The sequence below is a fragment of the Tunturiibacter gelidiferens genome (assembly GCF_014201335.1).
Lineage (GTDB): Bacteria > Acidobacteriota > Terriglobia > Terriglobales > Acidobacteriaceae > Edaphobacter > Edaphobacter lichenicola_E.
Genome location: NZ_JACHEB010000001.1, coordinates 678866 through 691076, shown reverse-complemented (window position 1 = coordinate 691076; position 12211 = coordinate 678866). Strand labels below are relative to the sequence as shown.

The following is a 12211-nucleotide window of genomic DNA, read 5'->3' as shown; positions in this document are numbered from 1 at the left end:
GGGTTAGGATGGATTGATCCCGCATCGTGCCCTTTCTCAGCCAATTTCGCGCTGCGCCGAACCTGCTTACGCTGATGCGGCTCTTTATTATCCCCTTCCTTTTGATTGAGATTCTGGATGGGCATTATGGCATCGCGTTCGCGTTGTTTATGCTTGCCGGAATCAGCGATGCCTTGGATGGATTGCTGGCGCGATGGCTGAGTCAGAAGACCACGCTGGGACAGTATCTCGATCCTATCGCAGACAAATTGTTGCTCAGTTCGCTATTCGTAGTGCTGACCCACGTTGGAATGATTCCGCTGTACGTTACGGTTCTGGTCTTCAGCAGAGATGTGGGGATTCTCCTGATTTCGACACTTCTGTTTGTGACGGGGACTCTGCGCGACTTCAGGCCGAGCGTATTCGGGAAGCTGAACACGTTTGTGCAGATTGTCGCTCTGATTGCTGTACTTTGTCAGAAGTTGTTTGTGTCGACGGAGCTGGCGACGTTTCGAGATATTCTAGTGCGCTCGATTGCTGTATTGGCACCGCTTTCTGCGGCGCAGTATGCCTGGATTGTGCTGCGAAGGATGAACTCGCCGCCGGAGCAGACGGTAGTTTAATCGTCGGAGGGACTCTCGGCGAGCGCGGTCTTTTCTTCGATGGCGATGTCGCTGTACTCGGCCGAGTCGAAGACCTCTCCGCACTTCTGACACTCAACGAATTCGGCGTCATCCTCGCGGGCGACGATTTTGACAATGGGATGTTTGCAGATGGTGGTCATTATGGGGAGAAAATGTGAATGGTATGGATTTTGCCCGTCTGCAGACCCCTTGTCAACCTGGATTTCCGGACTTTATGTTGTAGAGTGGGCCTTGCAGCTTCGTATCGGGGTGTTGTGATCGCCTGTTGCACACCTGGAATTTTGGACGTACACTTATCTAGGACTGGAATTGTCTGAGTTTCGGCCAATTTCCGGCGGGAGCACAATCTGACATGCTGCGTCTGACCAAAAAAGCCGATTATGGTCTGATGGCTCTGAAGTATCTGGCAGAGCAGAGGAACGGCAGCGCGCACAGTGCGAAGGATATCGCAGAGGCCTACCATATACCCCCGCAGTTGTTAGCGAAGATTCTACAGACCTTAGCTAGGGCTGGACTGTTGGTTTCCCATGCCGGGACCAATGGTGGCTATGCGCTATCGCGGGGCGCCACGGAGATTACGGCATTTGAGGTAATTCGTGCGATCGACGGGCCGCTTTTTATTACAAGTTGCATTACGATCCACGGAACTTGCGACCTGGCCGGGCATTGCACCATCAAAGAACCATTGCGCAAGGTGAATGACAGCATCAAGGATCTGTTGAACGGAATACGTATTGCCGATTTGATCGAAACTGGGGATACGGAACATGTTGGATCAGGCGCGCCGGTGGGCGGCGGGCTTGTAAGCATCGCAGTCTAGCCAGCGCTGATTGGCGATGGATAGAGATTTGAGATCAGAGAAGAATCAGAAGTTACGGGTTCGGGAGATACGATGAGCAATGAGATGAGCAATAACGGCGTGGTGGTCAGCGAATCCTCAGCACCATTACCGGCTGGCGTTACGCTGCCGATCTATATGGACAATCACGCGACGACGCCCATTGATCCGCGGGTTCTGGATGCGATGTTGCCTTATTTCGGCAAGGTGTTCGGTAATGCCGCGAGCCGCAACCATGTGTTTGGCTGGGAGGCGGAGCAGGCAGTTGAGAAAGCTCGCGAACAGATTGCCAAGTTGATAGGTGCGACTTCGAAGGAGATTATCTTTACCAGTGGTGCGACCGAGTCAAACAATCTCGCGATCAAGGGAATTGCCGAGATGTATCGCGAGCGCGGCAACCACATCATCACGCAGGTGACTGAGCACAAGGCCGTCCTGGATACGTGCAAGAAGCTTGAGAAGCAGGGGTATCGCGTGACGTATCTGCCGGTTCAGGCAGACGGTCTGATCGACCTTGAGGATCTCAAGCGCGCAATCGATGACAAGACGATCTTGGTCTCGATCATGTATGCGAACAATGAGATCGGCGTCATTCAGCCTATCGCGGAGATCGGCAAGCTCTGCCACGAAAAAGGCGTGATCTTCCATACCGATGCCGTTCAGGCGGTGGGTAAGATTCCGGTGGATGTGCAGAAGGACAACATCGATGTTCTCTCGCTTTCGGGGCACAAGATCTATGGGCCGAAGGGCGTCGGAGCGTTGTATGTTCGTCGGCGGAACCCGCGGGTCCAGATTTCGGAACAAATCAATGGCGGCGGACACGAGCGCGGGATGCGGTCGGGGACACTGAACGTTCCTGGGATTGTCGGACTGGGGATGGCTTGCGAGATCTCCGGTCAAGAGATGGAGACCGAAGCGAAGCGCGAGAAGGAGTTGCGCGACTACATGAAGGCCAAGTTCGAGAAGGCGCTGGATTATGTGCACGTGAACGGCAATATGGATCATCATCTGCCAGGCAACCTGAACATGAGCTTCGTCTATGTCGAGGGCGAGAGTCTTTTGATGGGAATCAACGATATTGCAGTTTCTTCGGGTTCGGCTTGCACCTCAGCGACGCTTGAGCCATCTTATGTATTGAAGGCTTTGGGCCTGGGCGACGATGTTGCTCACAGCTCGATCAGGTTCGGTCTCGGCCGCTTCAATACGAAGGCTGATGTTGACTACGTTTCGGACAAGGTGATCGATGTGGTTTCAAAGTTGCGGGAGCTTTCGCCGCTGTATGAGATGGTGAAAGAAGGCATCGATCTTTCGAAGATTGAATGGGCAGCGCACTAAGTCGAAAGGCTTCGCGCTTACGGATTTGGAAGAGAGATAGGAGAACAAGATGGCATATAGCGATAAGGTCGTAGACCACTACAATCATCCACGGAATGTTGGCACGTTGGATAAGAGCGCGGCTGAGGTTGGTACCGGGCTTGTAGGCGCCCCGGAGTGCGGTGACGTGATGCGGTTGCAGATCCGCGTGAATCCCGAGACGAACGTGATTGAAGATGCGAAGTTCAAGACCTTCGGTTGCGGTTCGGCGATTGCTTCTTCCTCACTCGCGACCGAGTGGGTGAAGGGCAAGACGATCGACGAGGCGATGGCGATCACGAACACGGACATTGTGAAGGAGCTTGCGCTTCCTCCGGTGAAGATTCACTGCTCGGTGCTCGCGGAAGACGCGATTCGTGCGGCTATCGGTGACTGGAAGAAGAAGAACAACGTTGCTGAGACGGCGACGGTTGCAGCTGCTCACTAAGTTTAGAGCAGCGGGTACTGGGTTGAGATAACGGTAGCGGCGCATTTTTCAGTCGCGTCGCTGCCGTTGTCTGTTGGTAGTGAGTGGTATTGGCAAGGACGGCGATATGGCGATGGTGACACTACAAACCGCGGCGGAGATGGAGGCGGCCCAGAAGGCTGCTGCATCGGGTGAGGCAAGAAATCCGTTGGCGGGGATGAATGTGCTGACTGCGCAGGGACAGGAACCGGGTCAGAAGGGCATTCAGATTACCGAGAAGGCGCTGAAGCGGATCCGTGTTGCGATGGCCAAGGAAGATGTTTCGCCGGAGCAGGGTGGGCTGCGGGTTGGGATTCAGGGTGGTGGCTGTTCGGGGCTCAGCTACAACATTCGCTTTGACACACAGCCTCGGGAACGGGATCGTGTATATGCGTTCGGTCAGGGGCTGGCTACTGTCGGCGATCCGACCAATGGGGCCGCAATCAGGATTTTTGTCGATCCGAAGAGTTTTATTTACCTGCATGGCATGGTCCTCGATTTTGAAGAGACACTGATGCGGCAGGGGTTCAACTTCATCAATCCGAATTCGACCAAGAGCTGCGGGTGCGGGTCGAGCTTCACGGCGTAGATGGATTACTTTTCTTTTTTCAACCTTCCACGAAGGCTGGCGCTTGATGTTGTGGCGCTGGAGAAGCAGTTTTATGTGTTGAGCCGCAAGCTGCACCCGGATCGGTTCGCTTCGAAGCCGGTAGCGGAGCAGGAGGCGGCGCTGGCGGAGAGCTCGTTGCTGAACGATGCTTACCGGACTCTGAAGGACCCGATTGCGCGGACGCAGTATCTGCTGAGGCTTGAGGGTGTGGAACTTGAGGAGCAATCGAAGGCGGCAACCGACGCGGCGCGAGCGACGGGCGAACAGAAGAAACAGATTGTTCCTCCTGAGTTGCTGGAAGAGGTCTTCGAGCTGAATATGCAGTTGCAGGAGATGCGCGCAGCAAACAAGATGGGCGAGGATGAGCCTGAGTTGCGGCGCGATCTGATGACTGCGAAAGACACGTTCGACGCGAAGATGGTGGAGACTCAGGCGGAGTTGGAGGGCCTGTGGTCGGTGTGGGACTCTGGAGTGGATGCCGGGGATGAGGCGGCCAAGAGTCGGGCAAAGGACGCGATGGTTGTGCTGCTGAATAAGCGGAGCTACCTGCGGAACCTGGTACGAGATGTCAATGAGGCTTTGGGAGTCTAATCCGTCGGGCTGATTCGTTCGCATCTTTTCGTCCCCTCTTCCCGATATACCCCCCCATATACGCCGCGCGTAACCCGCTTTGTATGAACGACTTGCGAGTAATAATGTTTTGCAAATTCGTCATAACAATAGACTTACGTCCAAATTCGGCCAAATAAAGGACTTAGTATGGGCCAATAGAAAAGCCTCGGCGTTTTAGGCCGAGGCTTTTTCTTTTCTGTATTCATTATAGCGGTTTGAAGATAACTTATACGCCACGCGAATGATTAGGATTGGCGCGGGGTTTCGCGATTCAGGGGCTTGACAGGAATTTCGTCATTATCGCTTTGGCTTCGCTCAGTTGATGCGTGCCTTAACTGAACGCGGCCGGAGTATAGGGTTGAAATGAATTGGCAAAAGGACTACGTTTCCTGATTTAGTTTGTTCAGCCATGCGGCCCATGCCTTGGGGGGCATGCCAAAGTCCGCCGAAAGATCTCTACGAAGGCGCTCGGTTGCCGGTAACCGACGGAGAAGGCGATCTCCTTTATTGAGCGGCCTTGAACGAGAAGTTCCACAGCTTTCGTCAGTCGAACCTGCCGCCGCCACAGCTCAAAGCTGGTGCCAGTGTCTTTGCGAAATACCCTCTGAATCGTTCTGACGCTGACTCCGGCATCACGGCAAATCGCAGCGAGAGACCTGGTTTGCTCAGGTGCTGACAGCACAGCCTGAGCGACGTGCAATGCTCGCTCGTCTCTTGGCAGAGCTACAAATGTTGGAACCGGAGATGCGATTTCCAGATGCAGAATGATCAGGTCGCGTAGCGCTCGCTCGTGGTGGTGCCTCGTTCGGAGTTTCCCAATGCGCACGGTTTCGAGCGTAAGCTCACGTAACAACGGCGCGTCACGTGAAGCACGGCGGTACCGGGGGACCGCATACGGACCAGACCCGGCCGGAAGTACAAGGTCCGCATCGAAACAGCGCCCGGCATGTGGATGCGGTGGTACGTCTTTGCGGGAACCCAGAGTGCGAAACGTGGAGGAACCAACCATATGCTTTGGCCGGAAAAGACTTCCATGACCCCGCGGATTGCATAGATAAGCTGATCGGCCCCGTGCGCATGCTCCGGAACCTGAAAGCCTGCAGAGTATTCGTAGGCCAGTGTTGCGATAGAAACGCCGCGCTTGGGGTCGAACCCTCTCAGAGTTTTGCTATGGCGCATTATCGATATATTTTGGCATACTGCCATTCTTGCGCCATCCAAAATATTCGCTCATTATGGCTGCATGACTAAACCATTCGGACTCAGCGGGTACAGCATCATTGGATTTGTAACCATCGTCGACGTGGATCGAGCGAAGAGCTTCTATGGCGATACGCTTGGGCTGCGCCTGATAAGCGAAGAGCCGCCATTTGCTCTCGTCTTCGATGCAAATGGCATCATGCTTCGCCTAGGTATGGGCAAGGAACTGCCTCCGGCATCGGGCACGGTGTTAGGTTGGCAAGTTACCGACATAGAGTCAGTCGTTCAAAACTTAAAGGCGGCTGGGGTCCAGTTTGAACACTATGAGTTCTTAAAGCAGGATGACTTTGGAGTGTGGACTTCACCCACCGGAGCGAAAGTAGCGTGGTTCAAAGACCCCGATGGGAACACTCTGAGTGTTTCGGAGCATCCGGAGGGAAAGTGATGTGGTCCGTGTGGCAACTAAGCTGGTCTATTTCGACAAGTGATGGACCGCGGCTGCTAAGAATCGGACGGCCTCGGAAAGCTTAGAATCGGAGTTTCTTTTGTTATGCCGATTCGCGATAGTTGAGGAGGATCAAGCCGACCAGCGCCAGGCACAGCGGCCAGAGGTAGCCGGCGATCATGGTCATGCGGCTTCGGGGGAGACGGAGCTCGAGCCATCGGGTACAGCCTGCCGAAACGCCAAGGAGCGCGATAGGGGTATGGCTCATCTCTGCGAGTAGCGCTTCTTTTACCTTGGCGGCGTGCTCGTGTGTAAGCAACGTAGCGGCGCCGAGAGCACACATCGCAGGAAAGATGTAACTGGCCCATCGTGCCTTCAACTTGCCTGCCTGCACTGCGCACTCGAAGACCGCGAAGACCACGATTAAGAGTGCCCCGAAACGATGTTGCACGATTTCGGGTGCGGTGAAACTTTGCCAGAAGGGACGTGGCCCGAGGGGCCAGTTCTCCGGGTCGGCGCGCAGCAGAATGAATACGGCTAGACCAGCGAAGGTCACCGGCCAGAAGCGAGCCCAGCGCATACTAGGGTGACGGCTGAGCAGCGCCAGCAGACCTGCGACAAGCACGATCAGCCCTGCCCAATGATGGTTGTACTCGGACCAAGCATTGTCATTCGCGTCGCTGTGGATGACAGGCGCGAACTCGTTGGCCTTGACCGCGGCTTCGAGTGAAATAGGAGGAGCCAACGCAGCCAAGGGAGGACTGGTCATGCGTGGAGGCACTGGATGCATGCGCGCGTAGATCTCTTGAGAGGTCAGCCTATCCTGAGCGGTAACATCGATCGCAGGGGCCTGGGCGGTGAGCGAAGCCGCTGTCAATACTGCGGCGAATCCCAGGCAAATCTCCGCCTCAGCGACACGACGCAGACGAGACAACAGGGGCTTGGGATTGCTGGCTAGGCGCCGCACCAGAAACCAATTTCCTGCGCCTAGCGCGGCGATCGCCAACACCAAGTAGATCTTGGCAACGACCATGACGCCATACGTGGTCGTGTATACGGCGTTCCACGATCCGATGTAGAACACAGCCATTGCCACTCCGGCCGAGACGAGCGTGGCCGCGCCCACCAACGCCATGCGGGAGTAGCGCTGGCTCATTCGCCGCGCCTCATCCACGTTTTCGGTACGGCCTAAGGAGATCCAGAGATAGGGCATTGCGCCGAGCCATGCGGCTGTGCCGAGGTGATGTGCGGCGGTGAGAATCGCCAGCGGAACGCGGTGATCGATGCGTGCCGCTGCGTGGCTGATCGAGACCATAGCGACCAGCAACAGGAGACTCAACGGAAGCATCGCCGTCGTTGCTGTTCTGGTCTTCAGTCGTGCACAGATCCAGAGTCCGATCGCACAGAGGATTGAAACAGAGTAGGCACGGAAGAAGCTTGTGGTGGTCACATCTCTGAGCGTCAAATCAGAGCCGCTCATCAGGAGGGTGGCAGATGCTGTAACCAGAGCGACCTCGCCAACCGCCAGTGCGAGCGCGGCCATCTGGATTCCCCGACGACAAAAGTCTTCGACGGCCCGGCTTGCCATCGCCGGCAACGCTACGACCAGAAGATATGCGACGCCTCCCAGGAGCAACGCCTCGAATGCCAGCGTTGCCGCTCGTAGTAGAACGGTCAGGAGATCGATATCCTTGAGGAACCAAATCATGTTTTCTCGGCTCTACTTTACCTGGAAGGGGATTGTGCCACGAGTGATATGTCCATCCATGGCCAGGATCTGCCAGCGTAGCACGTACGCTCCTTTGACTAGCCCGGTCAACTTCGCCGATAGAGATCCTGGCGAGGGTTCGCTATTGATCGTGATCTTCTCCACTTTGCCGTTAGGGTCGAGTAATGTGAGGGTGGAATGCTCGAGATCGACCCTTGAACTGTATTTGAGGAGGACAGCGACGTCAGGGCCGGAGACGGTGCTGTTGATTGCTGGCTGAGAGCTCACTAAGATCGCGTGCGCCAACGCTGCACGGGGAGAAAATAGCACAATACCGCAGATAACTACGAGAATTGCTACAAATTGACGGGTGAAGATCCAAGTTTTATTGCGCATGTCCAACGTGCTCCTCGAAAGTTAAATCGTAACCCCTGTGCAGAGACAAGCACAGAGTGGCCACATGGCCAAGGGATGCGCTGTCATTTCATATTCGATTCGGCTGTAACTCTAATGGTACCTAAAATCTCAAACGGTCATTTGATAAGAAAACAGTCGAGGTCGTTGGCGAATTGGATTGGGCCCGAATATCGGCGCTTGATTTCGGTTCGGGTCTCGTCCTCTTTTCCCAAGGTCCGCAGCATTCGATGGGAGAGTACCAGTTGCTTGACGTGAGCGTTGGCAGCTGTTGCTCCTATGACTGAGGGCGGCATGTGGAGGCGTCGTTCTACTCCGGTGGCACCCTCCGGTACGGCGTTGTGGGCGACGAATAGGTCTGCGTTCGATGCGAGTTGGGTGAGACCTTCGCCTTCTCCGTTTGTATCTCCGCTAAAGACGATTCGCTTTCCGCCGATCTCAATGCGCCAGGCCAGGGCGGGAACCTGGCCATGAATGACGGTGACAGCGTAGAGGGAAATGTTGGCGTTCCGGAAGATGAGAACCGGGGTTGAGCTGGGCGCGACGTTATGCGGTTGGAGTTGGTAGCTTCCCTGGCGCGGCTCTACGAGTTCGCTGAGATAGCGCCAGGCTCCGTGAGGATCGGCGAAGAGGTCGTGCACGAACTCTGCGGTGGAGGGCATGAAATCGTTTCCTGTGGGGCCGTAGACCGGGAGAGGACGCTTGCGATCTTCGAACCAAGAAGAAAAGATGAGGGCGGGGAAATCGCTGGTGTGATCGACGTGAAAGTGACTGAAGAGGAAGACGTCGGGCTGGGACATCTGCGCTCCACTCTCTCCGAAGCGGAGAGCACTGCCTCCTCCGGCGTCGAGGACGACGCGGGCGCTGCCGTGATCCCATACGAGATAGTTGGTGGAGGCGCGCTTGTCCTGCGACTCTGGACCGCCTGAGCCGAGGACCTGCACGGCGATTCCTGAGGCTCCGCATGATTGTGCTGTTGCAGGCGAAGATGCGCACGTTGATAAAAGCGCCGCGAGGAAGAGCAGAGTTTTTCGTGTTGGTTTTGGCAAGTGCATCTTAGTCCTCATACGCCCTTTCTTCTCTCCACGCTCTATTTCCCTGCCGCCTTGTTGTGTCGATCCAGACCGTTGTTGATCCTAGCGCTGTTGGGGTTGTGGCAGGCACATGTTACTAGAGCAGATGCTTTCGCGTGGGCCGAAGGACGCATCTGTTAGTTGAAGATCACTGCCTGGCGGGTTTGTCGGATTTAATGTCGATCCTTTTTCTTCTTAGATTTTTTGCCGGAACCTTCAGTGATGGTCGCAGCGTATGGCAATCCGTTGAGCAACGCCTGGAGGCCTTGTTCGAAGCGATCTTTGCGGGTTTCAATGCGGCCTTTGGCGAATACCTTCGCGATTCGGGGAAAGGCGCCGGTGGCTAGCTGGGTGGCGGCGAACTCGGTGTCGATGGCTGTATCGTTGGCGGTCTCGCGGAGTGCGTGGCCGAAGACGAAGTCGTCAACGGTGGCGAGGAGGGCGAGTTTTTCGCTGTTGGTCATGTGAGTTTCGGCGAGTGCTTCGAGACATTGCTCCATGTGGCGCATGGCATTGAGGCCGGGGGGCGCGGAGAGCATTGAGACCAGGGCCCAGGGGTGGCGGAGGAAGAGCGCGTGAGTGTGTCTGGCGATCTCCATCATTGCTTGCTGCCAGCCTTTCGGCACTCTTGGCAGGAGAGCCTCGCTGAGGAGTGCGTCGTCCATGACGGCGACGAGGTCGTCTTTGGTTTTGACGTAGTAGTAGAGGCTCATGGTGCCGACGTTAAGCTCTTGGGCGATGCGGCGCATGGAGACGGCGTCGAAACCTTCCTTGTCAGCGATCTCGAGGGCTGCGGCGGCGATGGTTTCGCGGCTGAGGTTTGTGTTTTGCCTTGACATTCGTACACTGTACCATTATGTTGTTTCGTACAATGTACGAAACAATGATCATCATCGCTGGAGCTGGGCCTACTGGGTTGACCCTTGCGGTCGATCTCGCGCGACGGGGCGTCTCGTTCCGTTTGATTGAGTCTGCTGCGTTGCCCTTCGAGGGATCGCGGGGTAAGGGGATACAACCGCGCACGCTGGAGATCTTTGAGGATCTTGGCGTCATCGATGCGATGCTTGCGGCGGGTGCGACCTATCCGAAGTTTCGGACTCATTTTGGAAGCTTGTCGCTTCGGATGGGTTCGCTGGGTTCAGCGAAACAGGCGACGGAGAGCGTGCCGTATCCGAATCTCTGGATGGTGCCGCAGGCGCGTACTGAGGCCATTTTGCGTAAGCGGCTGTGTGAGCTTGGAGGTGAGGTTGAGTTTGGTAAAGCGTTCGCGTCGTTTACGCAGAATGAGCAGGGCGTCGAGGTCACGCTGGGCGATGGGGAGGTTGTGCGGGCCCAGTATCTGGTGGGATGCGATGGCGGACGCAGTGCGGTGCGGAAGGCATTGGGGCTTCGTTTGGAGGGGGAGGGTCTCAATGAAAAGCCGACGCTGGTGGCGGATGTTGAAATTGAGGGACCGGATCGGTCGGATTGGCATCTTTGGCCTTTTGCTAAAGGCGGGGTGATCGGGCTGTGTCCATTGCCGAAGACGACGCTGTTTCAGCTGACGGGGAAGGCAGAGGTTTTGGAAGACGATATCGAGGGTGTGGTGCGGAGGGTTACTGGACGTCGCGTGGAGCGCGTGGCGTGGAGGTCGATCTACCAGCCGTCGGTGCGTATGGTCGATCGCTATCGGGTTGGGCGTGTGTTCTTGGCGGGGGATGCGGCTCATGTGCATCCGCCGGCGGGTGGGCAAGGGCTCAATACCGGGGTTCAGGATGCGTATAACCTTGGGTGGAAGCTTGCGCATGTTGTGCGTGGGGGGCCGGCTTCGCTGCTCGATAGTTACGAGGCGGAACGTCTGCCGATAGCGGCGTCGGTTCTGGGTTTAAGCAAACGCCTGCTACAGACGCGATCAATCAAGCGTGGCGATGCGACGAATCAGCTTGCACTGCACTATCGATCGAGTGCGCTTTCGTTGGGCGGGTCGGTTGGAGGTTTGCAGGCTGGCGATCGGATGCCGGATGTGCGGCTTGAGGATGGGAGCCGGCTCTTTGCGCCGATGAGGGGCATGCATGCGACGGTGTTGAAAACGCCTGAGGGTCGGATTTTGATTCGCCCGGATGGCTATATTGCGTCCATCGGCGCGTCGTCGTCGAGTGATTATGCGGGAGTGAGTACTCGTTCCGTTCGTACTTTCAACCACGTGGGTCGGTAAAGTGTGGCTTAGCTTGAGAACTGCAGCGGATGCATTAGAGCAGATAGCGACGTTTGTGGAGGATGTGCGTCTGATCTTCACGTGGAATTGCGATAGGCCTTCGTTGAAATGATGTTGGATTGGCTTCGCGCTCGAGAGAGAGTCTTATGGGAGTATTGCTGCATGGGTGAGACAGAGAGCGAGCTGTCGAGGCTGGTCGACCAGCTTAATCGTTCGGCGAACAATTCGAGGCCGGGCGAGAAGAGATCGCTTGATCAGATTCTCAGCTTAGCGTTTCAGCGGCATGCGTCCGATATTCTTCTGGTTGCCGGTTCGCCAGTGACCCTGCGGGTGAATGGGGCGTTGACGCCGGATGGGGGAGCAGCGCTCTCGTCCGACGAGGTTCGGGGAATGCTGCAGGCGTTGCTTTCTGCGGGGCGACTGGCTGAGCTGCAAGAACATAAGTCGCTGGATTTCTGTTTTGTGCGGCCTTCGATTGGGAGATTTCGAGCAAACTTTCATTATCAACGTGGCACGCTGGCAGCGGCGATTCGTGTGCTGCCAGAGCAGGTGCCATCGCTGGAGTCGTTGCATCTGCCGGCCGGGCTGGCGATGTTGACGGAGCGAAGGCAAGGGCTGGTGCTGCTAACGGGGCCGACGGGTGCGGAAAGACTTCGACGTTGGCGGCGCTGGTAG

General features: G+C 56.2%; 16 protein-coding genes. 9 read left to right on the top strand and 7 right to left on the bottom strand.

What is annotated here, in order from left to right:
• The first annotated feature begins 26 nt into the window (after positions 1–26).
• Positions 27–602: a CDP-alcohol phosphatidyltransferase family protein gene (locus HDF14_RS02935; protein WP_183973340.1), complete on the top strand. Its 576-nt coding sequence runs from the start codon at positions 27–29 to the stop codon at positions 600–602.
• Here HDF14_RS02935 and HDF14_RS02930 read toward each other — a convergent pair.
• Positions 599–763, bottom strand: coding sequence for a hypothetical protein (locus tag HDF14_RS02930; RefSeq protein ID WP_183973338.1), 165 nt, complete (start codon positions 761–763; stop codon positions 599–601). The genes HDF14_RS02935 and HDF14_RS02930 overlap by 4 nt on opposite strands.
• A 212-nt stretch (positions 764–975) precedes the next feature.
• Between HDF14_RS02930 and HDF14_RS02925 the strand changes: the two genes are divergently transcribed.
• The 5 genes from HDF14_RS02925 (at position 976) to hscB (ending at position 4481) form a co-directional block, all read left to right on the top strand.
• Positions 976–1443, top strand: coding sequence for an RrF2 family transcriptional regulator (locus HDF14_RS02925; RefSeq protein ID WP_183973336.1), 468 nt, complete (start codon positions 976–978; stop codon positions 1441–1443).
• An 84-nt stretch (positions 1444–1527) separates the two neighbouring features.
• Positions 1528–2796, top strand: a complete 1269-nt coding sequence (locus tag HDF14_RS02920) for an IscS subfamily cysteine desulfurase (protein ID WP_183973700.1) — start codon at positions 1528–1530, stop codon at positions 2794–2796.
• 49 nt (positions 2797–2845) lie between these two features.
• A complete protein-coding gene (gene iscU, locus HDF14_RS02915; protein ID WP_183973334.1) occupies positions 2846–3262 on the top strand; it encodes a Fe-S cluster assembly scaffold IscU in 417 nt (138 codons plus the stop codon).
• A gap of 106 nt (positions 3263–3368) precedes the next feature.
• A complete protein-coding gene (locus HDF14_RS02910) occupies positions 3369–3869 on the top strand; it encodes a HesB/IscA family protein (RefSeq protein WP_183973332.1) in 501 nt (166 codons plus the stop codon).
• Complete coding sequence (hscB, locus tag HDF14_RS02905; protein WP_183973330.1) at positions 3870–4481, top strand: Fe-S protein assembly co-chaperone HscB; 612 nt, start codon at positions 3870–3872, stop codon at positions 4479–4481.
• A gap of 424 nt (positions 4482–4905) precedes the next feature.
• Here the strand turns inward: hscB and HDF14_RS27355 are convergent, their stop codons facing one another.
• Together HDF14_RS27355 and HDF14_RS27350 are read right to left on the bottom strand one after the other, a co-directional pair.
• Positions 4906–5184: a helix-turn-helix transcriptional regulator gene (locus HDF14_RS27355; protein WP_406707181.1), complete on the bottom strand. Its 279-nt coding sequence runs from the start codon at positions 5182–5184 to the stop codon at positions 4906–4908.
• 86 nt (positions 5185–5270) lie between these two features.
• Entirely contained in the window at positions 5271–5681 is a 411-nt protein-coding gene (locus HDF14_RS27350; protein WP_183973327.1) for an AraC family ligand binding domain-containing protein, read from the bottom strand.
• 64 nt (positions 5682–5745) lie between these two features.
• Here HDF14_RS27350 and HDF14_RS02890 point away from each other — a divergent pair, with 64 nt between their 5' ends.
• Complete coding sequence (locus tag HDF14_RS02890; RefSeq protein WP_183973325.1) at positions 5746–6147, top strand: VOC family protein; 402 nt, start codon at positions 5746–5748, stop codon at positions 6145–6147.
• Positions 6148–6250: 103 nt separating this feature from the next.
• Here HDF14_RS02890 and HDF14_RS02885 read toward each other — a convergent pair whose 3' ends face one another.
• From HDF14_RS02885 to HDF14_RS02870, 4 genes are all read right to left on the bottom strand, one after another.
• The gene (locus HDF14_RS02885; RefSeq protein WP_183973323.1) at positions 6251–7855 is read right to left on the bottom strand and encodes a copper resistance D family protein; all 1605 of its coding nucleotides are present in this window, start codon (positions 7853–7855) and stop codon (positions 6251–6253) included.
• Positions 7856–7867: 12 nt separating this feature from the next.
• Entirely contained in the window at positions 7868–8251 is a 384-nt protein-coding gene (locus HDF14_RS02880) for a copper resistance CopC family protein (RefSeq protein ID WP_183973321.1), read from the bottom strand.
• A gap of 137 nt (positions 8252–8388) precedes the next feature.
• Positions 8389–9324, bottom strand: coding sequence for an MBL fold metallo-hydrolase (locus HDF14_RS02875; RefSeq protein WP_183973319.1), 936 nt, complete (start codon positions 9322–9324; stop codon positions 8389–8391).
• Positions 9325–9515: 191 nt separating this feature from the next.
• Complete coding sequence (locus HDF14_RS02870) at positions 9516–10181, bottom strand: TetR/AcrR family transcriptional regulator (protein WP_183973317.1); 666 nt, start codon at positions 10179–10181, stop codon at positions 9516–9518.
• 44 nt (positions 10182–10225) lie between these two features.
• On the opposite strand from HDF14_RS02870, the gene HDF14_RS02865 reads away from it, so the two are divergent.
• Positions 10226–11536: an FAD-dependent monooxygenase gene (locus tag HDF14_RS02865; RefSeq protein ID WP_221304519.1), complete on the top strand. Its 1311-nt coding sequence runs from the start codon at positions 10226–10228 to the stop codon at positions 11534–11536.
• A 162-nt stretch (positions 11537–11698) separates the two neighbouring features.
• Positions 11699–12211, top strand: a complete 513-nt coding sequence (locus HDF14_RS26290) for a hypothetical protein (RefSeq protein ID WP_260697970.1) — start codon at positions 11699–11701, stop codon at positions 12209–12211.

What these genes read in the sequence shown, in the direction of transcription:
- HDF14_RS02875 (WP_183973319.1), bottom strand. Translation starts at nt 9,324, where the DNA reads ATGCACTTGCCAAAACCAACACGAAAAACTCTGCTCTTCCTCGCGGCG.
- iscU (WP_183973334.1), top strand. Translation starts at nt 2,846, where the DNA reads ATGGCATATAGCGATAAGGTCGTAGACCACTACAATCATCCACGGAAT.
- HDF14_RS02925 (WP_183973336.1), top strand. Translation starts at nt 976, where the DNA reads ATGCTGCGTCTGACCAAAAAAGCCGATTATGGTCTGATGGCTCTGAAG.
- HDF14_RS26290 (WP_260697970.1), top strand. Translation starts at nt 11,699, where the DNA reads ATGGGTGAGACAGAGAGCGAGCTGTCGAGGCTGGTCGACCAGCTTAAT.
- HDF14_RS27350 (WP_183973327.1), bottom strand. Translation starts at nt 5,681, where the DNA reads ATGCGCCATAGCAAAACTCTGAGAGGGTTCGACCCCAAGCGCGGCGTT.
- HDF14_RS02920 (WP_183973700.1), top strand. Translation starts at nt 1,528, where the DNA reads ATGAGCAATAACGGCGTGGTGGTCAGCGAATCCTCAGCACCATTACCG.
- HDF14_RS02880 (WP_183973321.1), bottom strand. Translation starts at nt 8,251, where the DNA reads ATGCGCAATAAAACTTGGATCTTCACCCGTCAATTTGTAGCAATTCTC.
- hscB (WP_183973330.1), top strand. Translation starts at nt 3,870, where the DNA reads ATGGATTACTTTTCTTTTTTCAACCTTCCACGAAGGCTGGCGCTTGAT.
- HDF14_RS02910 (WP_183973332.1), top strand. Translation starts at nt 3,369, where the DNA reads ATGGCGATGGTGACACTACAAACCGCGGCGGAGATGGAGGCGGCCCAG.
- HDF14_RS02870 (WP_183973317.1), bottom strand. Translation starts at nt 10,181, where the DNA reads ATGTCAAGGCAAAACACAAACCTCAGCCGCGAAACCATCGCCGCCGCA.
- HDF14_RS02930 (WP_183973338.1), bottom strand. Translation starts at nt 763, where the DNA reads ATGACCACCATCTGCAAACATCCCATTGTCAAAATCGTCGCCCGCGAG.
- HDF14_RS02865 (WP_221304519.1), top strand. Translation starts at nt 10,226, where the DNA reads ATGATCATCATCGCTGGAGCTGGGCCTACTGGGTTGACCCTTGCGGTC.
- HDF14_RS02890 (WP_183973325.1), top strand. Translation starts at nt 5,746, where the DNA reads ATGACTAAACCATTCGGACTCAGCGGGTACAGCATCATTGGATTTGTA.
- HDF14_RS02885 (WP_183973323.1), bottom strand. Translation starts at nt 7,855, where the DNA reads ATGATTTGGTTCCTCAAGGATATCGATCTCCTGACCGTTCTACTACGA.